We start from the raw sequence: 20,949 nt of genomic DNA, 5'->3' as shown, positions 1-20,949 counted from the left end.
GTTCGCCTCCTAGACCAAGAGCGGGAAGAGCGAGATCGTCACCACGGTTGCCAACGCGGTCGCGGCCATGAAGTGCCAGTAGAGCGCGACATTGTGGATATCGATGTCGAAGACCGGCGTCAGCCTGCCGGCCAGCGAACGGGCAAGGCAGTAGGCCAGCATCAGCGCACCGACGGCGCCGTGGGCGGCGGTCCAGATGACCAGGGTCCAGACGATCGCCGGATGGACATGGACTGTCGGGTCCATGTTGGTGGCGTAGGGTGCCCAGACCAGGGCCGCCGCGGCCGCCAGGCTGATCGCCGCCGCACCGCCCATCAGGAGCCGCGACAGGCCGACATGGGCGCGGCTGTTGGCGACGAGCGCCGCCTGCGCGCCGATCCAGGCCGCCGCGAACAGCCCCAGCGACACCAGCGGCCAGAGCAGTCCCGGGCCTTCCGAGACCGGCGGCGGGAAGTCGGCATGGATGGTGAAGAAGAAATAATAGCCGAAGGCGAGCCCGGCAAAGGCGGTGCCGTCGCCGATCATGGTGATGAACATCGCCCACCAGCCGACCGAATGCGGGCCCGACGTATAGAGCGGCAGCGACAGGCCCCGCCCGACGTCCTTCTCCATCTTCTCCGGGACGACGGCGGTACCGCGCCACAGCCAGAGGATGATCGCCGCCGTCGCCAGCACCATCGCGGCGATGGTGGCGTACCAGTAATGGAACGTCGCCAGGATGAAGACCGCGCCGAGGAAGATCGCCGCCCAGAAGGTCATGAAGGTCGGGCCCGGCACCCGCAGGCACTGGATCGGCCGGCCGTCGAGAACGCTGGTGACGATGGTCTCGCGTTTCATCTCCACGGCGTCGGGCAGATAGAACCGGCCCTTGTCGACATCGTCGATGAAGTTCGGCTGGTCCCAGATCGGATAGCGCGTGCGCACCAGCGGGATTGAGCGCACGCCCCAGGCTTCGCCGGGCATCTCGCCGAGCCATTCCAGCGTGCCGGCGTTCCAGGGATTGCGCTTGGCATAGGGCTCCTTGCCGCGCGGCCGCAGGACATCGGCCACGACCACCAGGAAACCGGCGGCGAAGACGAAGGCGCCGATGGTCGAGATCAGGTTCGGGATCCCGAGGCCCAGCGCCTCCGGATAGGTCCAGACCCGCCGCGGCATGCCCATCAGGCCGGACCAGTGCATCGGCATGAAGGCGACGTTGAAGCCGACGAACATCAGCCAGAAGGCGATCTTGCCGAAGCGGTCGGACATTTTCCGTCCGCCGATCAGCGGCCAGTAATAATAGACGCCGGCCATCAGCGGGAACAGCATGCCGCCGATCAAGACGTAATGGAGATGGGCGACGATGAAATAGGTGTCGTGGGCCTGCCAGTCGAAGGGCGCCAGCGCGATCATCACGCCGGTCAGCCCGCCGATGACGAAGATCGCCAAGAAGCCGGAGACGAACAGCATCGGCACCGAATAGATCACCCGGCCGGTCAGAAGCGTCGCCAGGAAGACGAAGATCTGCACGCCGGTGGGGATCGCCACCGCCTCGGAGGCTGCCGAGAAGAAGCCGAGCGAGATCGACGGCAAGCCCGTCGCGTACATGTGGTGGACCCACAGGCCGAAGGACAGGAAGCCGGTGCCGACGGCCGCCAGCACGATCCAGGAATAGCCGAGGATCGGCCGCTGGGCGAAGGTCGGCACGATCATCGCCAGAAGCGCGATCGCCGGCAGGAAGACGATGTAGACCTCCGGATGGCCGAAGATCCAGAACAGATGCTGCCACAGCATCGGGTCGCCGCCGCGCGTCGGGTCGAAGAAGGGCCAGTTGAACAGCCGCTCCAGCTCGAACAGGATGTCGCCGGCAATCAGCGGCGGGAAGGCGAAGAGGATCATCCCGGCGACGACCAGCACGTACCAGCCATAGAGCGGCATCAGGTTGAGCCGCATGCCGGGCGGCCGGCATTTGAGCGTGCCGACGATCAGCTCCACCGCCGCGGCGATCGAGGCGACCTCGATGAAGGACAGGCCCAAGAGCCAGATGTCCGGGCCGTAGCCGGGCGAGAACCGCTCCTGCGTCGTCAGCGGCGGATACATGAACCAGCCGCCCTCGGGGGCCGAATCGAAGAAGATCGAGCCGCAGACGAAGACGCCGCCGATCAGGAAGCACCAGTAGCCGAAGGCCGACAGGCGCGGGAACGGCAGGTCGCGCGCCCCCAGCATCTGCGGCAGCAGGATAATCGCCACGGCCTCGAAGATCGGTACCGCGAACAGGAACATCATCACGGTGCCGTGCAGCGTGTAGACCTGATTGTAGAAGGACGCGGTCAGGAAGTCGTTGTCGGGCACGGCCAGCTGGCTGCGGATCATCAGTCCGAGAACGCCGGCAAACAGCATGAAGCCGAAGGAGGTGGCGGTGTACCAGATGCCGACTTCGGTGTTGTTGACCGCCGACCAGTAGCGCCAGCCCTTGGGGGCGGCCCAGACCGTGCGCAGCCGGTCCTCCTGCTCGCGGCGGACGGCCGGATCCTCCTGGTCGCGATCGCTCGCGCCAGTGATCGCCGGGTTGTCGAAGGGTGTCTCGCTCATTCGAGGCGTCCGAGCCATTGGGCGATCGCGTCGATCTCGGTGTCCGGCAGGACGCCGAAGGACGGCATCTCGACGCCCGGCTTGACGTGATCGGTGGAGTGGATGAAGCGGGCGATATTGGCGACATTCGTCGGCAGCAGGCCGGCGGCGATGGTCTGGCGCGAGGCGATGTGGGTGAGGTCCGGGCCGACGCGGCCGTTGGCCTCGGTGCCACGGACCGTATGGCAGGCGCCGCAGCCATTCTTCAGAAACAGCGCCGCGCCGGGATCGTCGGTGATGGCGGCCGGCTGCGCCAGGGCCGCAACGCGCGCCTCGTACTCGGCCTGCGGCACCACCACGACGCGCAGCCCCATCTGGGTATGGGCGTCGCCGCAGAATTCGGCGCAGACGCCGTTATAGACGCCTTCGCGGGTCGGCTCGAGCACCAGCCGGTTGACCCGGCCCGGAATGGCGTCGGTCTTGCCGGCGATGGCGGGAACCCAGAAGGAATGGATCACGTCGGGGCTGCCGAGCAGGATCTCCGTGCGCCGGCCAAGCGGCAGCCAGAGCTCGTTGGCGCTTTCGACGCCGCCGGCGGGCAGGCTGCGCACCGCGCCCGGCTCGCCCTCGACATCGTAGGAGATGCGCCACCAGAAGCGCTCGCCCGAAACCGCGATGGTCGGGCCGTTTGCGGGGCGGCGCAGCTCCGGCATCATGGCCAGCCCCCAGATCAGCAGGCCGGCGAGGACGACGACCGGAAAGACACCGCCACCCCAGATGATCAGGTAGAGGCCGGTACGCTCGCTATGGGCACGGGGCCGGGTCTTGGTGGCGTAGATGCCGAGGCCGATGACGAACAGCCAGATGGCGACCGAGCCGACCAGCATGACCCAGAACAGGAAGGCGACGTCGGTGGCCTCGGCGCCGGCGCCCTCGAAGACCGATTGCGGTCCGGCGCAGCCGGCAAGGAGCGCCAGTCCGGCCGGGGCGGCGAGACGCGCGAGCCGGCCCGGCCGCAAGGCGGCGGGCAATCTGCGACGGCTGGAGGTCCCGGTCGTGAGCGGCCGCGATGCCGGCATCGTCATCCTTTCGATATGGCGCGGTCGCCGGATTTCCGGACGCCCCTCGTGGCGCCCTTATCGGCAGATAGGCGCTGTCCGGGCTTCGGCCAGAACGAAAGTGACGACCGCGCCCACATCGCTCTCAGCGAGCCGGATCATTGGAAATTGCGGCCCTTGGGCAGCACCTCCCGGCTCTGGCGTTCGGCCATGCTGCGCTGGATCGGGCCGTCGCTTGCCGCCACCATGCGCAGATGCCGGTGGGCCAGCCGCTTTTCGTCGATCGGCCGGCGCACCTCGTCGGCGCGGGCAAGGGCGGCACCGAGCGAGACGGCGAGCTCCGCCGCGTCCACGTCGCCGGCCTTCGCCGCATCGGGGGCAAGGCCCGCCGGACGGCTGGAGGGGCGCCGCAGCGGGCTCTTCACGTGATCGGCCGGGGCCAGGGCGTAGTCCGTCGTCGCGCCGCCATCGGCAACGCGCATCAGGAGCGGCGTCAGGTCCTCGATGGTCTGGGCGACGACATGGATGACCCCGTGGTCGGACTGCATCCGGCCGGTCACCTTGACGAAACGGGCCCCCAGGACGAGGGCACGGTGGCTTTCGAAGACCTTCGGCCAGACGATGATGTTGGCCGTGCCGGTCTCGTCCTCGATGGTCATGAAGATGACGCCCTTGGCCGAGCCGGGCCGCTGGCGGATCAGGACGAGGCCGGCGACCGTCACCCAGCTGCCCGAGCGCAGGCGCTCCAGCCGTTCGTCGGGGATGACCCGCAGGACCTCGAGGTCGCGGCGCACGAAGCTCACCGGATGCGCCTTCAGCGACAGCGACAGGAAGCGATAATCGTTGATCACCTCTTCGCCGACCGGCATCGGCGGCAGCGTGGCGTCGGGCTCGGCCTGCAGGTCGCGGGTCGCCGCCTGCTCGAACAGCGGCAGCCGCTCCGACGAGCCCTTGGCGTCGAGCGCCCGGCAGGCCCACAGCGCGTCGCGGCGGCTGTAGCCCAGCGAGGCGAAGGCGTCGGCATCGGCCAGCCGCTCGATGGTCGCGCGTTTCAGCCCCGAGCGCAGCCACAGGTCGCGCACGGAATCGTAGCCCGCGCCCCGTGCCGCCACCAGCGTGCGCATGTCGACCTCGCCGAGGCCCTTCACCTGCCGGAAGCCGAGACGGACCGCGTGGTGCGTGCGGATATGGTCGCGCATGCCGGCATTGCTGGCCTTCATCCGCCCGGGGTCGAAGGCGGCAGCCTCCAGTGTCTGGTCCCAGTCGGAGCGATTGATGTCGACCGGTCGCATCTCGACGCCGTGCTCGCGGGCGTCGCGCACGATCTGCGCCGGGGCGTAGAAGCCCATCGGCTGGGCGTTCAGGAGGGCGGCGGCGAAGACGTCCGGATAATGGCATTTCAGCCAGCAGGAGGCGTAGACCAGCAGCGCGAAGGAAGCGGCGTGGCTTTCGGGAAAGCCGTATTCGCCGAAGCCCTCGATCTGCTTGAAGCAGCGCTCGGCGAAGTCGCGCTCGTAGCCGCGCGCGACCATGCCCTCGACCATCTTCTTCTGGAAGGTGTGGATGGTGCCGACCCGCCGGAAGGTCGCCATGGCGCGGCGCAGCCGGTCGGCCTCGTTCGGCGTGAAGCCCGCCGCGACGATGGCGATCTTCATCGCCTGTTCCTGGAACAGCGGCACGCCGAGGGTGCGGCCGAGCACCTCGCGCAGTTCCTCCTTGGGGAAGGTGACCGGCTCCAGCCCCATCTTGCGGCGCAGATAGGGGTGGACCATGTCGCCCTGGATCGGCCCGGGCCGCACGATCGCCACCTCGATGACCAGGTCGTAGAAACAGTCGGGCCGTAGCTTGGGCAGCATGGTCATCTGCGCCCGGCTCTCGATCTGGAAGACGCCGAGCGTGTCGGCGCGCTGGATCATCGCATAGGTGGGCTGGTCGTCCTGGGCCTTCGACAGGTCGGCCAGCGTCAGCGGCAGGTCGTAATGCTGCTGCAGGAGATCGAAGGCGCGGCGCAGGCAGGACAGCATGCCCAGCGCCAGGATGTCGATCTTCAGGATGCCGAGCTCGTCGAGATCGTCCTTGTCCCACTCGACGATGGTGCGCCCCTCCATGCCGGTATTGAGGATCGGCACGACCTCGTCGATGCGGCCCTTGGTGATGACGAAGCCGCCGACATGCTGGGACAGATGCCGGGGAAAGCCGGCGAGCTCGGCGGAGAAAGACAGGACGTTGGCGGTGGTGGCGTCCTTGGCCGACAGGCCCGCGGCCGCGGCCTCGCGCTCGCCGAGATCGGCGGAGGAATAGCCCCAGACCGAGCCGGACAGGGCCGAGACGGCATCTTCCGACAGGCCGAACGCCTTGCCGACCTCGCGGGCGGCAGAGCGCGCCCGATAGGTAATGACGGTGGCGGCGATGGCGGCGTTGTCGCGGCCGTAATGCTCGTAGATGTACTGGATCACCTCCTCGCGGCGCTCGTGCTCGAAGTCGATGTCGATGTCCGGGGGCTCGCGCCGGTCCGAGGAGATGAAGCGCTCGAACAGGAGGCCGGCCCGCTCCGGCGAGACCTCGGTGACGCCGATGCAGAAGCAGACGACGGAATTGGCCGCCGAGCCGCGGCCCTGGCACAGGATGCCCTTCTCGCGGGCGCCCTTCACGATGTGGTGGACGGTGAGGAAATACGGCTCGTACTGCAATTCGCCGATGATCTTCAGCTCGTAGTCGATCCGCGTCGTCACGCTGGCCGGCACGCCCTCCGGATAGCGCCAGCGGGCGCCCTCATGGGCGAGATAACGCAGCTCCTCGGCCGGCGAGCGCGACAGTTTCAGCGCCTCGTCGGGATATTCGTAGGCAAGGCTCTTCAGGTCGAACTGCAGCTCGGCGAAGAACCGGCCGGTCTCGGCGATCGCCTCGGGATAATGGCGGAACAGCCGCTCCATCTCGTGCGGCGCCTTGAGATGCCGCTCGGCGTTGCGCGCCAGCAGGAAGCCGGCCTCGGCCAGCGGCACATGCTCGCGGATCGCGGTCATCACGTCCTGCAGCCGGCGCCGGCCGGGCGCGTGATGGAAGGCGTCGTTGGTGGCCAGCATCGGCGTGCGGCAGCGCGCGGCCAGATGCGCCGCCCGGGCCATGCGGCGCTGGTCGAGCCCGTCATGGGCCGGCGCGACGGCGAGACGGACGGCGCCGCCGAAGGCCTCGCGCAGCCGGTGCAGCGGGTCGGCGAGGCCGGCCTCCATTGCCGCGGCGTCGCCGTCCTGGCCGCAGCCGAGCGCCTGGGGCGCGATCATCGCGAGGTTCAGCCCCTCGCCCCATTCCAGGAGGTCGGCAAGGGTGAGGATGCAGCTTCCCTTGGTCGCCCGCAGATTGCCGCGGCTCAGAAGCCGGCAGAGCCGGCCCCAGCCGGCACGATCGCGCGGATAGGCGAAGATGTCGGGCGTCGCGTCGGAAAACACCAGCCGGGCCCCGGGCGCATAGGGCAGTTCCGCCTCGCGCGCGGCCTGATGGGCGCGCACGACGCCGGCCACGGTGTTGCGGTCGGCGATGCCGAGGCCGGCAAGCCCCAGGCGGTGGGCGGTGACCACCAGCTCTTCCGGCTGCGACGCCCCGGCAAGGAAGGAAAAGCAGCTGGCGACGCCGATTTCGGGAAAGGCCCGGGGCTCGCGATAGGGCTCGATCCTCATGCGAAGATGCCGTGCAGGAACCAGGCCGGGCGTCCGTCCGGCACCTGCAGCTCGGGATCGACGGCCGGATCGGCGCAGCCCTGGCGGAACAGCCAGAAGCGGCGGCCGGCCTCGTCCTCGACGCGGTAATAGTCGCGGGCCGCCGCGTCGGGCTGGCGCCACCATTCGCCGGCGATGCGCTCCGGCCCCTCGGCGCGGCGCACCACGTGCAGCGCCCGGCGCCAGCGAAATTTCAGCGGCGCGCCGTCCGGCACCTCGAAGCTCGCCTCGATCGCTTCCGGCATGGCGAGCAGCCGCAGCGGCCGCGGCGCCGTCTGCGGCGCGGCGACCGGTGCCGGCCTTGCCAGAGCGGCCGCGCCCGCCGCCATCGGCCGCCAGCGTTCGGCCCGCTCGGGCCAGTGGCTGGCGACGGCGTCGAGCCGCAGGACGCTGGCCTCGCCGAGCCGCGCCCCGAGCCGGTCGACGAGGCTGCCGAAGGCGTCGCTGCCGACGGTCTCGCCGGACAGGTCGGTCTGCAGGTCCGGCATCGGCTCGGTGGCGTAGATGGCGAGCTTGACGAGATCGTAGCCGAAGCCGGCGTCGAACTCTTCGCCAAGGCCCTTCATGCGCTCGCGGAACAGGCGCTGGATGGCGGCGGGCTCGCGCACCGGCCGCGAGGCGCCGACCACCAGCCGGTTGACCGCGCCGTCGACGCGAAACAGCGACAGTTCGAGCTGCCGCGCCCCGACGCCGCGCCGCTCCAGGTCGCCCTTCAGCCGCGCCGCCAGCAACAGGAGGATGCGCTCGACGTCGTCGGTCAGGCTGATCGGCTCGAACAATCGCCGCTCGGCGGTCAGGTCCGGCACCGGCCGGCGCGGGCTGATCGGCCGGGAGGCGCGGCCGAGCGCGGTGTCGAGGCGGGCGAGGAGATCCTCGCCGAAGCGCCGCGCCAGCCCGGCGCGGGGCAGCGCCAGCAGCGCGTCGATGGTCTTCAGGCCGAGACGGCGAAACATCGCCGCGACCGGCGGCTCCAGCCGCAGCGCGGCGACGGGCAGCGGCGAAACCGCGGCCAGTTCGTCGTTCTCGGCGACGATGGCGCCGCCGCGCCCCCTGCCGCCGCCGACCAGCGCCAGGGCCGTGCCGGCATGGCTGGCGATCGCCGCGAGCGCGGCGAGGCCCTGATGGAACAACCGCACCAGGAGATCGTCCATCAGCGCCTTCTCGCCGCCGAAGAGATGGGCGCAGCCGGAAATGTCGAGGACGAGACCATGTGGCGCGTCGAGGGCGACGAGTGGCGTATAGCGGTCGCACCAGTCGGCGACCGCCTCCAGCAGCCGCCGGTCGGCCGCCGGGTCGGCAAGCATGACCTCCATGTCCGGAAACCGCGCCTTCGCCTCGGCAAGGCCGCTGCCCGCCGCAAGCCCCATGGCCTCGGCCGCCTCGCAGGTCGCCACGATGCGGTTGGCGTTGCCGACGGTCTCGTAGAGCGCCAGCGGCGCCGGGCGGCCGCTTTCGCCGTCGCCGCCGCCGGCCGCTCCCTTACGAGGCGCGTCGGAGCGCCACGACCGTCCCATCCGCTCGCGCCGGATCCGGTCCGTCGACAGCCGTGGAAACGACAGGGCGAGATAGCGGTTCGGAACGGGCCGGGGGGCCGAAACGTCGCTCATGGGAATTCCACTCCAGGACTACATGCTGCGGGCGACCGTCGCGGGATTTCTCCACCGTGACGTCGAAGACCGGGTGGCCGATAAGCTTGTCGCGGTCGGCCAGGTCGGCGACGCGGCTCGCCGGCCCCGGCCGGATCCGCAGCCGCAGCGGCGCGGCGGTGGCCTCGGGGCGGGCGCTCTGGCGCAGCAGCAGCAGCGGCAGGCCGGCCTCGCGGGCGCGCAGATGCAGCCGCCGGGTGCCGTCGAGGCCGAGCCGGGCGGGATTGCCGCGCACTTCCAGGATCGCCATGGCCAGCGCCCGCGAGGTGGCGGCCTCCTCGCCGGCCCAGGCCGCCTCGTCGAGCTTGCGGGTCTTGACGAGACAGAGCGCGGCCGGGTCGAGGCCGAAGCTCGCGAGCCCCGGCAGATAGGGAAGCCCGGCCTCGGAAAACGCCATCATGTCGCCGATCCACAGGAGCGGCCGGCCCGGGCGGGCGCCGAAGCGGATCGCCAGCGCCAGCGCGAAGCCGGCGAGCGAGCCGCCGTCGCGGGTCTCGTCGAGATGGATCTCGGCCAGTCCCGCCGCCGGAAAGCCGCCGCCGAGCGCCGTATCGGCCGCCGCGTTGCCGAGCGACAGGAGCTTCGGCGCCGCGCGCCGCACGGCTGCCGCGTCGCCCTGGCGGCGGGTGTCCGCAGCGGTGTTTTCCAGCCGGCAGACCGGCTCGCCCTCGATCTGCGCGATGCGCTCGCGCAGATCCGACAGGGCACGATTCCTAGCAAAGTCCCGGTCCGTGCCATACAGGCGAACGGGCGCGGGCGGGGCCGCGCGCCGGGAGGCGGTCAGCGCGGCGGGATCGGTCGAGGCCATAGGATTCTCCTTCGATCACAAGGGATTCGCGATCGCTCCGCCTCACCAAGAGGTTTGTTCCTGATATGTTCCTATGGATTCCAGAGCGGCCCTGGAGAGTCAAGCCGAGTCTGCTCAGGGCCCGGGCGCCGTTTCCGGAAAGGGCAGGATTCCTAATCGCCTGTCTTGCGACAACCACGCAAAAAGGCCGCCGCGAGGGTGTCGCGACGGCCTTTCGAAAGGTCTGTGGATGATGGGTGCGGTCAGGCGTCCTTGGTGACGTGCGGCCGTTCGCCGACGAAGAAGAACGGCCGCAGGCGCACGCCGAGAACCGAGCCGGCATAGGCTGCGACCAGCCACAGCCAGCCATGCAGGCTGCCCGAGGCGATGCCGCCGAAATAGGCGCCGATATTGCAGCCGAAGGCGATTCGCGCGCCGTAGCCGAGCATCAGTCCGCCGACCGCCGCGGCCAGGATGGAGCGCAGCGGAATGGCGAAGTTCGGCGCCAGCCGGCCGGCAAGGGCCGCGGCGAGGAGGGCGCCGAGAATGATGCCGAAATTCATCACCGAGGTGATGTCGGCGAAGATGCTGGAGGACAGGGCCGTCGCATTGCCCGGCTGCTGCCAGTAGGACCAGGCGGAGGGATCGACGCCGCCGAGTTCCGACAGCTTGGCGCCCCACAGGGCGAAGGCCGAGGTGATGCCCCAGGGGCGCCCGGCCAGCGCCAGCGTGACGAAGTTGAGCAGCGCCAGCGCGATGGCGCCGGCGACCAGCGGCCACGGCCCGCGGGCAAAGCGCGCCAGACCGTGGCGCTTTGGTGCGTCGGCCTGCTCCAGCCCGCCATGGTGGCGCTTTTCGACGAGGATCGTCACCGCCGCGATGGCCGCGAAGACGGCGAAGGACAGGACGATGCCCAGCGGCGCGCCGACACTGTCGACGACCGAGACCGGTTCGAAGGCCGGCAGCGCCATCCACCAGTCGAAATGGATCGTCGCCAGCAGCGAGCCGATGATGAAGAAGGCCAGCGTGATCAGCATGCGGGCATTGCCGCCGCCGGCGGTGTAGAGCGTGCCGGAGGCGCAGCCGCCGCCCAGCTGCATGCCGATGCCGAAGATGAACGCCCCGACCAGCACCGAGGTGCCGACCGGCGAGACGAAGCCCGAGACCTCCTGGCCGAACAGGCTGCCGGCGGCCAGCGCCGGGAAGAACAGCGCGACGGCGATGGCGAGCATCACCATCTGGGCGCGCAGGCCCCGGCCGCGACCGTCGCGGATGAAGTTGCGCCAGGCCGAGGTGAAGCCGAAGGCGGCATGGTAGAGGACGAGGCCGAAGGCGCCGCCGACGACGAAGAGCGCGGCAATGCGCGGGCTCTGGCCGAAGCCAAGACCCAGCGCGCCGATAAGGGCGAGGCCGAGCGCGACCCAGGCGGCCGGGCTCACGGCGCCGCTGCCGGGGGCGCGGCCCGCCATGGTGATCTGCGACATGGATGTCTCCGTGGAAATGCAAGCTGTTGCGACGACAGATAGGGTCGGGCTGCGGGACCGACGACGCACAGCATGCTCCGCCCGGCAGCGGGAGGCGAAGATTGTTCCCCGCAAGCGCCGATCCGCGCGAAGGGCATCATCTCAGCTGCCGTGAGGCTTTCGTGAGCCGGCTACATCCGGATGCGGCGCAGCGCGTCGGCCGGTTCGCGGCGACCGCGCCATTGCTTGGGATAGCCGAAGGAGACCTCCTCGAAGGCGACGCCGTCGATGGTCCTGGACGAGGGCATGTGCAGATGGCCGGAGATCACGGCCCGGGCGTTGTAGCGGGTGTGCCAGTCCTCGGTGCGGGTGGTGCCGCACCAGATCGAGAAGCGCGGAATACGCGGCAGGCGGGCCAGATCGCGGCGCAGCGGCCAGTGATTGACGAGGATGTTGGGCACGCCGTCGTCGAGCCCGTCGAGGCGGGCTTCGGTCGCCGACACGCGCGCCGCGCACCAGGCGCTGCGGCTGGCATGTGGATCGGCCGGCAGGAACTGCTCGTCGGAGCAGACCGGCCCGCCCTCGCGGGCCCAGGCGACGGCGTCCTCATGGGCGACATCGGAGGGCCGGAAGGAATAGTCGTAGAGCAGGAACATTGGCACGATGCGCACGTCCTGCCCGTCGATGGCAACGACCGGATAGGCGTCCTCGGGCGTCAGCACGCCGCGGGCCCGGCAGCGTTCCACGAAGTGGTGATAGCGCGCCTCGCCCCGCAGCGGCACACCCTCCGAGGCCACGGCCCAGAGTTCGTGATTGCCCGGTACCCAGACGACCTGCCGGTATTTCGGCTGCAGGACGTCGAGGGCCAGATCCAGATGGCGCTCGGTCTCGCCGACGTCGCCGGCGAGGATCAGCCAGTCGTCCGGATGCGCGGCGATCTCGTGGATCGCCTCGCGATTGGCCGGGTGGCCTAGATGCAGGTCTGCGACGGCGAAGAGCTTCACGATGCGCCGTCCGTGGCGCCGATATCGGTAACGGAGCCCGACAGCGGAACGGTGCGCAGGAATCGCACGCTGTCGATCCGGTCCGGCGGCGAGGCCGCGAAGGCCAGGCGATGGTCGTTCGAGATACGCCGGCGCAAAAATGCCCAGCGGGCCGGATCGTCCGGGCAGCCTTCATGGAAGGCGATGGTCGGCCTGTCGGTGGCGTCGTCGAGGGCGAAGGAGAAGCCGTCCAGCGGCAGGGCCAGCCCCATGCCGCGGGCCTTGATATAGGCTTCCTTCAGGGTCCAGACCGCGAAGAACCGCTCGGCCAGCGCAGGGCCGGTCGCCGCGCGCACCCATTCGGCTTCGGACGGCGAGAAATAGCGCCCGGCCAGATCGAAGGTGGCGCTTTCCCGGCCGACCGCCTCCACGTCGACGCCGATCTCGCAGCCCCTGGAGACGACCAAGGCGACGAGGCCGCGGGTATGGGAGAGGTTGAACACGAGGCCGCCCGCCGCCTCGCCGATGATCGCGGGCCGGCCATGGCGGTTGGTCTCGAAGCGCCAGTCGGCGGGCGCGGTGTCGCGGTAGCGCGACAGGGTGGTGCGGACCAGCGCCCGGCCGACCAGGAACTCGTCGCGGGCGCCGGCCACCTTGTAGCGGTCGTGGCGCTCGACCTCGTGCGGGTCGAGGAGCTTGCGATAGGCCGCGCGCTCGCTGTCGCCGATATCGACCAGGAAGGTCAGCCAGATGGCGACGCCGTTCTCCGGCAGGGCAGGGGCGCTGGTGGTGGGATCGATCGGTGGCAAGGCTGTCCTCGGCGGCACGGCGGCCGGGAACTGCGGGCCGCAAAAGCATCGAGGCGCGGGGGGCGCCCGCGCCTCGATCATCGTTCAATGTGGGGAGGCCTCAGTCCACCCGGTAGAGGGGCACCGGCCGTTCGTCGCGGCGCTCCTCGCGATAGTTGCGACGATCGTCCCGCCGATCCTCGCGGAATTCGCGCCGGTCGTCACGCCGGTCTTCGCGGAAGTCCCGGCGGGCATCGCGACGGGCATCACGCCGGTCGTCGCGGCGATCGAAGTCGCGGCGGTCGCGGCCCCGGCGGTCGTCGTAGCGGTCCCTGTCGCGATAGAAATTGCGGCCGCGATAATGGTCGTCCCAGTAGCGGCCGATGGAGAAGGAGATGACCGGCGCGTCCATCCGGTCGACATAGCGCGGACCGGTGTAGCGGCGCTCGCGGGCGTCGGCGAGATAGTTGGATGACATCCAGCCGCGCTGGCCGTCATAGCCGACATCGCACCAGGCGCGGGTGTCGAGGCAGCCGAAGACGCGGACCCGGTCGCCGGCGCCGACGACGTTGACGGCGGGATAGGAGGTCGACGGGCCGGCGCGCAGATTGACGTCGGTGGTGGCGATCGCACGCGACTGCGCCTGTGCGCTCGCCGGCAGCGTGATGGCGCTCGCGACCGCGAGCGCTGCAAAGAGCATCTTGTTCATGGCGTTCCCTCGGACTGAGCCGGAACCTCTCCGGTTCTCTTGCTGCAGTAAGCCACAGTCAGTCCGAACGGTTCCCGAACGCACCTGTTATCCGGCGTTCATCTTCCGCAACGGCAGGAAGTCAGCGCTTCGCCTCGATCGCGTCCCACAGGACCGCGGCGATATCGGCGCCGCCGAAGCGTTTCACCTCGCGGATGCCGGTCGGGGAGGTGACGTTGATCTCGGTGAGGAGGTCTCCGATCACGTCGATGCCGACGAAGATCAGGCCGCGCTCGCGCAGTGCCGGTCCGATGCGCTCGCAGATCTCGCGTTCGCGCGGCGTCAGCTCGGTCGGGGTCGCCTGGCCGCCGACATGCATGTTGGAGCGGGTGTCGGTCTCGGCCGGCACGCGGTTGATCGCACCGGCGAACTCGCCGTCGACCAGGATGATCCGCTTGTCGCCCTTGCGCACGTCCTTCAGGTAGCGCTGCACGATGAACGGCTCGCGGAACAGAAGGCCGAAGGTCTCCAGGAAGGAGGTCAGGTTGCGGTCGTCCGGGGTGATGTGGAAGACGCCGGCGCCGCCATTGCCGTAGAGCGGCTTCATGACGATGTCGCCGAATTCGGCACGGAAGGCCATGACCTCTTCCGGGTCCTTGGTGATCAGCGTCTCCGGCATCAAATCGGCGAATTCGGTGACGAAGATCTTCTCCGGCGCGTTGCGCACCGAGGTCGGGTCGTTGACGACCAGCGTCTTCGGATGGATGCGGTCGAGAATGTGGGTCGAGGTGATGTAGGCCATGTCGAAGGGCGGGTCCTGGCGCAGGAGGACGACGTCCATCTCGGCCAGATCGACCTTTTCCTGGGGCCCGAGGCTGAAATGGTTGCCCTCTTCCTCGCGCAGTTCCAGCACCTCGCCGCGGGCCGTGGCGCGGCCGTCGCGCAGCGACAGCCGGTCGGGCGTGTAGTGGAACAGGCTGTGGCCGCGGTTCTGCGCTTCCAGGCAGAGGGCGAAGGTGGAATCGCCCTTGATCGAGATCGAGGAGACATGGTCCATCTGGACCGCGACTTTGAGCGCCATGGGGTTTCCTTCGCCTGGGAACGGGTACGACCGCGCTGCGACGTAGCGCCGAGCGGCGACATGCGCAATGGCAATGGACGGATCGTCGCCGGCAAGGCCCCGGGGCGGGGCCCTGGTCAGGCGACCCAGCGGCGTCCGGTGGTCTCCAGCCCGAAGAAGCGCGGCGTGCGGGCAAAGGCGGCGAGGCCGGCCAGCGCGGCCAGCGGCTCGGTCACCACGAAGAGCGGAATCTCGCGCATCAAGGCGCTGTGCGGGGCCTTGTCCTCGAAGGCGGCGCGCACCTGGTCGGCCTTCAGGATCGGGATGATGCGCTGGAAGATGCCGCCGGCGATGTAGACGCCGCCGCGGGCCATGAAGAGAAGCGCGATGTCGCCGGCAACGCGGCCGAGATAGGTGGCGAAGAGGTCCACGGCTTCGCTCGACGGCTCATCCTTGCGGTTGACCGCCGCCTCGGTGATCTCGGCAGGCGAGCTGTGGACCGGGTCGACGCCGTCGGCGGCGCAGATCGCTTCGTAGAGATTGACGAGGCCGCGGCCGCACAGGACCTGCTCGCCCGACACCCGTCCCTCGATGGTCTTCAGATGCGGCCAGATCGCGTAGTCGCGGGGCGTGCGCGGACCGAGATCGATATGGCCGCCTTCGCCGGCGACCGGAATCCACATGCTTCGGGCCCGCACCAGCCCGGCGACGCCGAGGCCGGTGCCGGGGCCGAGCACGGCGCGGCTGGCGCCTTCATGGACGGTGCCGCCGCCGATCTGCGAGCGCGAGGTGTCGCCCAGCGCGGAGATCGCCAGCGCCTGCGCCTCGAAATCGTTGAGGACGATGACCTCCTCGATCCCCAACTCGGCCAGCATCTTGCGCGGCCGCACCACCCAGGGGCAGTTGGTCAGGTCGATCTCGTCGCCGTCCACCGGGCCGGCAACCGCCAGGACCGCCGATTTCGGCTGGATGGAGGTCTTGTCCAGAACCGTCGCCTGGATCGCATCGTCGATCGTCTCGAAATCCGCGGTCTGGATCACCGGGAACGGCTTGGGATCGGCGAAGGCGTCGACCAGCAGGGAAAAGCGCGCATTGGTGCCGCCGATATCGCCGATCAGGACCGGAAACTTCAACGCGTCGTTTTCGTCGCGCTTGCCTGCCATGGGAATGCCCGCTTCAATCGATTCGTATGACTGCCACATAGGCCATTGCCGTGACGAAGGCAAAACGCCGATCCGCCGCGCGCGCCGGCTCCGGCCCCTCCCGCGGGGCGGGCGGCGGCCCGCAGGACGGACCGATGCGGTTCAGCGGATCGGGCGGTTGGTCGGGATCGGAACCCGCACTTCGGGCGCATAGCCCAGCGCCCCGGCCGGGGCGGCCATGCTGGCGGCCACCACGCCGCCGCCGTCGAAGCGGGCCGGTGCGTTGGCGACCTGACGGCAGGCGTCGGGCATGTCGGCGAGCATCATCGGCGGCTTGGGCTTGGCCGGCTTGCCGCCGGGCTTGGGCGGCTGCAACGCCACGTCGAACCACCAGTCGAGATCGCCGCAGCCGTCGCCGCTGCCGGTGGAGCGCTGGGCCGTGCATCCGGGCGAGCCGGGCTGGCAGAACAGCCGCACGTGAAAATGTTCGTGATGGCCGTAATAGGGGCGGACCTTGTTCAGCCAGGCGCGTTCGCGCCCCGAGGTCTCGCACAGCTTCTTCTTGATGCCCGGATGGACGAAGATGCGCTGCACCTTGGGGTCCTCGGCGGCCATGCGGATGAGGTCGCGATAATTCGAGGTCCAGACCCGGTCGTCGACCTGGAAGGTGCCGGGCTTCAGCACCGAGCGGAACGGAAAATCCTCGCGGGCTTCCGGCGTCAGCCGGGGGGCCGGCATCGGCTGCAGCCAGATGTCGGCGTCCAGCCCGATCTGGTGCGAGGCATGGCCGGACGGCATCGGGCCGCCACGGGCCTGCGAGATGTCGCCGACGAGAAGGCCGGGCCAGACGCCGCGCGCCGCCGCCTCGCGGGAGAGGCGCTCGAGGAAGGAAATGGTGTTGGGGTGGCCATAGCGGCGATCGCGCGACAGGCGCATCGCCTGCCATGCCGGGCCGTCGGCGGGCAGCTGCGCCGCGCCGGCAAGGCAGCCCTTGGAGTAGAAGCCGTGGCTCGCCGAGGGCAGGGCCGCCGCCGCATGCTGGCTGCCGAAGATCTGCTTGGCGGTCGGCTCGGCCGCGACGGCCGTGCATGCCATCATCGCCGCGACCAGAAGCGCGCCCGCCGCCGTGCGTGTCCGCGTCTTGCCCGTTGCCGTCATCAGCCTCGTCGTCCCCCGTCGTCGCGTCCGCGAGCCTATCGGGCGCAGTTGGGCCGAGGCTTGCGGGAAGGCGCCCGGGCGCGGCGAGACGCCGGCCCGGATCATCATGCGAAGACTGCCGCAGGCTTATGCCGTTTTCGTGGCCGTCAGCCGGAAACCTCGACCCAGTCGCCGGTCCGGCCGGCCTCGAACAGGGCGTCGATCGCCGCCTGGTTGCGGCGGCTGGATTCCAGCGAGAACAGTTCGGTGCCCTTGCCGGCGATCGCGTCGGCGAAGCTCTCCACCTGCAGCCGGTACTGGTCGATGCCGGGGAAGCGGAAGGTCTCGGTGTGGCGGTGCGTGCGGTCGTGCAGGAACACCTTGTCGCCGTCATAGAGGCTGGCGTTGAACGGCGCGGCGATCTCGATGAAGCCGTCCTGGCCGTGGAAGACGATGCCCTGCCGGTTGGCCATGCGGGTGCCCAGATACAGGCTCATCTCGAAGTCGCCGAAATCCACAGTGCCGGTGACGAAGGAATCGGTGCCGAACTCGGCATCCGTGACCACCTTGGCGCGCACCCGCACCGGCTCCATGCCGGTCGCGAAGCGGCTGGTGACCATGGGATAGACGCCGATGTCGCGCAGCGCGCCGCCGCCCAGCTCGGGCCGGTTGCGCATGTTGGCGGCGTCGACATTGTAGTAGCTGAAGGCCGCCTCGATATGCATCAGCCGGCCAATGGCGCCGTCGGCGATCAGCTGCTGCACCTTGGCCCATTGCGGGTGATAGGTGACCATGAAGGCCTCGGACACCGTGACGCCGGCCGCCTTCGCCGCATCCGCGATCGTCGCGATCTCCGCGGCGGTCATGCCCATCGGCTTTTCGCACAGGACGTGCTTGCCGGCCTCGATCGCCTTCAGCGTCCATTCGGCGTGCTGGGACGTCGGCAGCGGGACGTAGATCACGTCGACCTCGTCGGAGGCCAAGAGCTCGTTGTAGCTGCCATAGGCGCGCGGGATGCTGAACATCTCGGCGACTTCGCGCGCCCGCTCCACGTCACGGCTGGCGATCGCCGCCAGCCGGCCATTGGTCGCCTTGGCGATCGCGGGCATCACATGTTCCCGCCCGATCTTGGCGGTGGACAGAATTCCCCATCTGAGCATGCCGGTTCCCCCCTTGTGGACGTTGGTCGTCATTGTCCTTGCCGCGACCGGCCGCCCCTCGCCAGGCGGCCGGTCGCAGGTCCCGTCAGCCGTTCAGGACGGCCTTCACGGCGTCCAGCTCGGTCAGCGGCAGCTGCGGCCGCGGGCCGATCTGGCCGATGATGTGGCCGGCCGACGCGACGCCGAGCCGGGCCGATTTCTCGTGGTCGAGGCCCATCGTATAGCCGCGCAGGAAACCGGCGGCGAAGAGATCGCCCGCACCGGTCGCGTCGACCACCTTGTCGACCGCCGTCGCCGGCACCGCGATCCGCTGCTCGCCTTCGGCCACGATGCAGCCCTTCTCGCTGCGGGTGACCGCGGCGAAGCGCTTGACGTCCTTGGCCAGCGCGTCGATCGCCGCGTCCATGTCCTCGGTCTCGTAAAGCGCCTTGGCCTCGGCCTCGTTTGCGAAGACGATGTCGACCGTGCCCGAGCGGATCAGGTCGAGGAATTCGGCGCGGTAGCGATGCACGCAGAAGGAATCCGACAGGGTCATGGCGACCTCGCGGCCGTTCTCATGGGCAATATTCGCGGCGGCGACGATCGCCTCCTTGGCGCGGGGCGGATCCCACAGATAGCCTTCGAAATAGGTGACCTTGGCAGCGGCCACGAGCGAAGCGTCGATGTCCTGCGGTCCGAGCTCGGTGCAGGCGCCGAGGAAGGTGCTCATCGAGCGCTCGCCATCCGGCGTGACCAGCACCATGCAGCGCGCCGTCGGCGGCGTGGTGTCCAGCGGCGTGGTGTCGAACTTGACGCCCAGCGCGCGGATGTCGTGGGTGAAGATCCGGCCGAGCTGGTCGTTGGCGACCTTGCCGATATAGGCACCCGTGCCGCCGAGGCTGACCAGCCCGGCAATGGTGTTGCCGGCGCTGCCGCCCGAGGTCTCGGTGCCCGGCCCCATGGCGTCGTAGAGATGCTCGGCGCGTTCGGCGTCGATCAGCGTCATGCCGGCCTTCTGCACGCCTTCGCGTTCCAGAAAAGCGTCGTCGGCCCGCGCGATGATGTCGACGATCGCATTGCCGATCGTCAGAACGTCGTATTCTGCCATGGTCCATCCTGTCGTTGAAGCGTGCCGTCTGGTTAACCCGCGGAGGCCGAAATGGCCAGCGGGGCAAGCGCGGCCCGCGTTGCGGGGGCGCGTCGGCGTGCCTATCTCGGCTGGACGGAAAGGACGCCCGATGATCTTCACCGCCGCCCGGCTTGCGCTCGCCGACATCTTCTCGCCGCCCTTCCGGGTCGCCCTCTGGAAGACCCTGGGGCTGACGGCCGTGGTGCTCGTCGCGCTCTGGTTCGGCATCGGCGCCATCGCCGAGATTTTTGCCGTGCCGTTCTTGTCCAACCTCTTTCCGGACGATCTGAGCTGGCTCGATCAGGCCGGCACGCTGGCCGGCTGGGCCGCCGGCCTGCTTCTGGCGGTGCTCCTGGCCTTCCTGATTGGCCCGATCAGTGCGGTCATTGCCAGCCTCTTCCTCGACGACGTGGCGGTGGTGGTCGAGCGCGAGAGCTACCCGGAGGCCCCGACCGGCACGGCGATGGCCTTCCTGCCGGGGCTCGTCCTGTCGGTGAAGTTCTTCGGCGTGGTCATCCTCGGCAATCTGCTGGCGCTGGTGCTGCTGCTGGTGCCCGGCGTCAACATCGCCGCCTTCTTCCTGGTCAACGGCTATCTGCTCGGCCGCGAATATTTCGAGTTCGCGGCGATGCGCTACCGGTCGGAGGACGAGGCCAAGGCGATCCGTTCGCGCCATGGCGGCACGGTGTTCATGGCGGGCCTCTTGATCGCTGGCTTCCTGGCGATCCCGATCGTCAATCTGCTGACGCCACTCTTTGCGGCGGCGCTGATGGTGCATCTGCACCAGCGCATCGCGGCAAAGACCGGCGGCCTGCCGGTCCAGGCGGACCGGACCGCGGGCCGCGTCAGGGGATCGGATGCAGCGGCGCCGGAACGTCGTTCGTCTTGATCTCGGCCTTGCAGAGATCGGCGATAACGCAGGCCTCGCAGTCCGGCTTGCGCGCCTTGCAGACATAGCGGCCGTGCAGGATCAGCCAGTGATGGGCATGGCGGCGATAGGGCTGCGGAATGATCCGCAAAAGTCCCTGCTCCACCGCCTCGGGCGTTGCGCCGGGCGCCAGCTTCAGCCGGTTGCCGATCCGGAAGATGTGGGTGTCGACGGCCAGCGTCTCCTCCCCGAAGGCGACGTTGAGAACGACGCTGGCGGTCTTGCGGCCGACGCCGGGCAGGGCCTCCAGCGCGGCGCGCTCGCCGGGAACTTCTCCGCCATGCTGCGCCACCAGCGTCTCGGCGAGGGCGGCGACGTTCTTGGCCTTGTTGCGATAGAGCCCGATGGTGCGGATATGCTCGCGGATCGCATCCTCGCCCAGCGCCGCCATGGCCGCGGCATTGTCGGCGACGTGAAACAGTTCGCGCGTCGCCTTGTTGACGCCGGCATCGGTCGCCTGCGCCGACAGGACGACGGCGACCAGTAGCGTGAACGGATTGGTGTAGGCGAGTTCCGACACGGGCTCGGGCCGCTGCACCGAGAAGCGCCGGAAGATCTCGGTGATCTCCTCGTCCGAATAGGGGATCTTCACGCGGCGCGGCCGGGCCGGGCGCCGTGTCGCCGCCCTGGCCGGACGCTTGGCACTGGCCGCGCGAGGCGATGCGTCGCTTTTGCCGCGCTTGACCCCTTGGCCGGATGGTCCAATCTTGTCGCTCATCGTTGCCCTATAGCGAGACG

General features: G+C 69.4%; 16 protein-coding genes. 1 reads left to right on the top strand and 15 read right to left on the bottom strand.

The window, feature by feature from the left end; translation table 11 throughout:
- Positions 1-9: 9 nt before the first annotated feature.
- The 14 genes from ctaD to H9Q09_RS04245 form a co-directional block, all read right to left on the bottom strand.
- Positions 10-2,571, bottom strand: coding sequence for a cytochrome c oxidase subunit I (gene ctaD, locus H9Q09_RS04310; RefSeq protein WP_187390017.1), 2,562 nt, complete (start codon positions 2,569-2,571; stop codon positions 10-12).
- Positions 2,568-3,629 (bottom strand): cytochrome c oxidase subunit II, encoded by a 1,062-nt coding sequence (coxB, locus tag H9Q09_RS04305; RefSeq protein WP_348646273.1) that lies wholly within the window; start codon positions 3,627-3,629, stop codon positions 2,568-2,570. The genes ctaD and coxB overlap by 4 nt, the downstream gene beginning before the upstream one ends.
- A 137-nt stretch (positions 3,630-3,766) precedes the next feature.
- A complete protein-coding gene (locus H9Q09_RS04300) occupies positions 3,767-7,282 on the bottom strand; it encodes an error-prone DNA polymerase (RefSeq protein ID WP_187390015.1) in 3,516 nt (1,171 codons plus the stop codon).
- On the bottom strand, positions 7,279-8,835 hold the full coding sequence (locus H9Q09_RS04295) for a DNA polymerase Y family protein (RefSeq protein WP_246716007.1): 1,557 nt from the start codon (positions 8,833-8,835) through the stop codon (positions 7,279-7,281). The genes H9Q09_RS04300 and H9Q09_RS04295 overlap by 4 nt, the downstream gene beginning before the upstream one ends.
- Positions 8,801-9,775 carry a hypothetical protein gene (locus H9Q09_RS04290; RefSeq protein WP_187390014.1) on the bottom strand — a complete coding sequence of 325 codons (975 nt, stop codon included), beginning with the start codon at positions 9,773-9,775 and terminating at the stop codon, positions 8,801-8,803. The genes H9Q09_RS04295 and H9Q09_RS04290 overlap by 35 nt, the downstream gene beginning before the upstream one ends.
- A 242-nt stretch (positions 9,776-10,017) precedes the next feature.
- Positions 10,018-11,352, bottom strand: a complete 1,335-nt coding sequence (locus H9Q09_RS04285) for a YeeE/YedE family protein (protein ID WP_210315203.1) — start codon at positions 11,350-11,352, stop codon at positions 10,018-10,020.
- 56 nt (positions 11,353-11,408) lie between these two features.
- Positions 11,409-12,221 (bottom strand): metallophosphoesterase, encoded by an 813-nt coding sequence (locus H9Q09_RS04280; protein ID WP_187390013.1) that lies wholly within the window; start codon positions 12,219-12,221, stop codon positions 11,409-11,411.
- The gene (locus H9Q09_RS04275) at positions 12,218-13,009 is read right to left on the bottom strand and encodes a 4'-phosphopantetheinyl transferase superfamily protein (RefSeq protein ID WP_187390012.1); all 792 of its coding nucleotides are present in this window, start codon (positions 13,007-13,009) and stop codon (positions 12,218-12,220) included. Before H9Q09_RS04275 ends, H9Q09_RS04280 begins: the two co-directional genes overlap by 4 nt.
- A 100-nt stretch (positions 13,010-13,109) precedes the next feature.
- The gene (locus H9Q09_RS04270; protein ID WP_188075253.1) at positions 13,110-13,697 is read right to left on the bottom strand and encodes an SH3 domain-containing protein; all 588 of its coding nucleotides are present in this window, start codon (positions 13,695-13,697) and stop codon (positions 13,110-13,112) included.
- 121 nt (positions 13,698-13,818) lie between these two features.
- The gene (gene gshB / locus H9Q09_RS04265; protein ID WP_024349379.1) at positions 13,819-14,757 is read right to left on the bottom strand and encodes a glutathione synthase; all 939 of its coding nucleotides are present in this window, start codon (positions 14,755-14,757) and stop codon (positions 13,819-13,821) included.
- A 116-nt stretch (positions 14,758-14,873) separates the two neighbouring features.
- Positions 14,874-15,899, bottom strand: coding sequence for a glucokinase (locus H9Q09_RS04260; RefSeq protein ID WP_187390011.1), 1,026 nt, complete (start codon positions 15,897-15,899; stop codon positions 14,874-14,876).
- A 141-nt stretch (positions 15,900-16,040) separates the two neighbouring features.
- Positions 16,041-17,036 (bottom strand): penicillin-insensitive murein endopeptidase, encoded by a 996-nt coding sequence (mepA, locus tag H9Q09_RS04255; RefSeq protein ID WP_187390010.1) that lies wholly within the window; start codon positions 17,034-17,036, stop codon positions 16,041-16,043.
- Between the two features lie 146 nt (positions 17,037-17,182).
- A complete protein-coding gene (locus tag H9Q09_RS04250; protein WP_187390009.1) occupies positions 17,183-18,175 on the bottom strand; it encodes a Gfo/Idh/MocA family oxidoreductase in 993 nt (330 codons plus the stop codon).
- Between the two features lie 85 nt (positions 18,176-18,260).
- Positions 18,261-19,262 carry an adenosine kinase gene (locus H9Q09_RS04245; protein ID WP_187390008.1) on the bottom strand — a complete coding sequence of 334 codons (1,002 nt, stop codon included), beginning with the start codon at positions 19,260-19,262 and terminating at the stop codon, positions 18,261-18,263.
- A 130-nt stretch (positions 19,263-19,392) separates the two neighbouring features.
- On the opposite strand from H9Q09_RS04245, the gene H9Q09_RS04240 reads away from it, so the two are divergent.
- Positions 19,393-20,172, top strand: a complete 780-nt coding sequence (locus tag H9Q09_RS04240) for a sulfate transporter family protein (RefSeq protein WP_187390007.1) — start codon at positions 19,393-19,395, stop codon at positions 20,170-20,172.
- Here the strand turns inward: H9Q09_RS04240 and nth are convergent.
- Positions 20,129-20,803 (bottom strand): endonuclease III, encoded by a 675-nt coding sequence (gene nth, locus H9Q09_RS04235; protein ID WP_187390150.1) that lies wholly within the window; start codon positions 20,801-20,803, stop codon positions 20,129-20,131. The genes H9Q09_RS04240 and nth overlap by 44 nt on opposite strands.
- Positions 20,804-20,949: the final 146 nt, after the last annotated feature.

This window comes from Aurantimonas sp. DM33-3 (assembly GCF_014334315.1).
GTDB lineage: Bacteria > Pseudomonadota > Alphaproteobacteria > Rhizobiales > Rhizobiaceae > Aurantimonas > Aurantimonas coralicida.
This window is presented reverse-complemented; position numbering and strand designations above follow the sequence as displayed.

Excerpts from the sequence above, each read along its gene's own strand:
- coxB (WP_348646273.1), bottom strand. The coding sequence starts at position 3,629 with ATGCCGGCATCGCGGCCGCTCACGACCGGGACCTCCAGCCGTCGCAGA.
- H9Q09_RS04290 (WP_187390014.1), bottom strand. The coding sequence starts at position 9,775 with ATGGCCTCGACCGATCCCGCCGCGCTGACCGCCTCCCGGCGCGCGGCC.
- H9Q09_RS04295 (WP_246716007.1), bottom strand. The coding sequence starts at position 8,835 with ATGGGACGGTCGTGGCGCTCCGACGCGCCTCGTAAGGGAGCGGCCGGC.
- H9Q09_RS04270 (WP_188075253.1), bottom strand. The coding sequence starts at position 13,697 with ATGAACAAGATGCTCTTTGCAGCGCTCGCGGTCGCGAGCGCCATCACG.
- H9Q09_RS04260 (WP_187390011.1), bottom strand. The coding sequence starts at position 15,899 with ATGGCAGGCAAGCGCGACGAAAACGACGCGTTGAAGTTTCCGGTCCTG.
- H9Q09_RS04300 (WP_187390015.1), bottom strand. The coding sequence starts at position 7,282 with ATGAGGATCGAGCCCTATCGCGAGCCCCGGGCCTTTCCCGAAATCGGC.
- H9Q09_RS04240 (WP_187390007.1), top strand. The coding sequence starts at position 19,393 with ATGATCTTCACCGCCGCCCGGCTTGCGCTCGCCGACATCTTCTCGCCG.
- mepA (WP_187390010.1), bottom strand. The coding sequence starts at position 17,036 with ATGACGGCAACGGGCAAGACGCGGACACGCACGGCGGCGGGCGCGCTT.
- gshB (WP_024349379.1), bottom strand. The coding sequence starts at position 14,757 with ATGGCGCTCAAAGTCGCGGTCCAGATGGACCATGTCTCCTCGATCTCG.
- H9Q09_RS04250 (WP_187390009.1), bottom strand. The coding sequence starts at position 18,175 with ATGCTCAGATGGGGAATTCTGTCCACCGCCAAGATCGGGCGGGAACAT.
- H9Q09_RS04245 (WP_187390008.1), bottom strand. The coding sequence starts at position 19,262 with ATGGCAGAATACGACGTTCTGACGATCGGCAATGCGATCGTCGACATC.
- ctaD (WP_187390017.1), bottom strand. The coding sequence starts at position 2,571 with ATGAGCGAGACACCCTTCGACAACCCGGCGATCACTGGCGCGAGCGAT.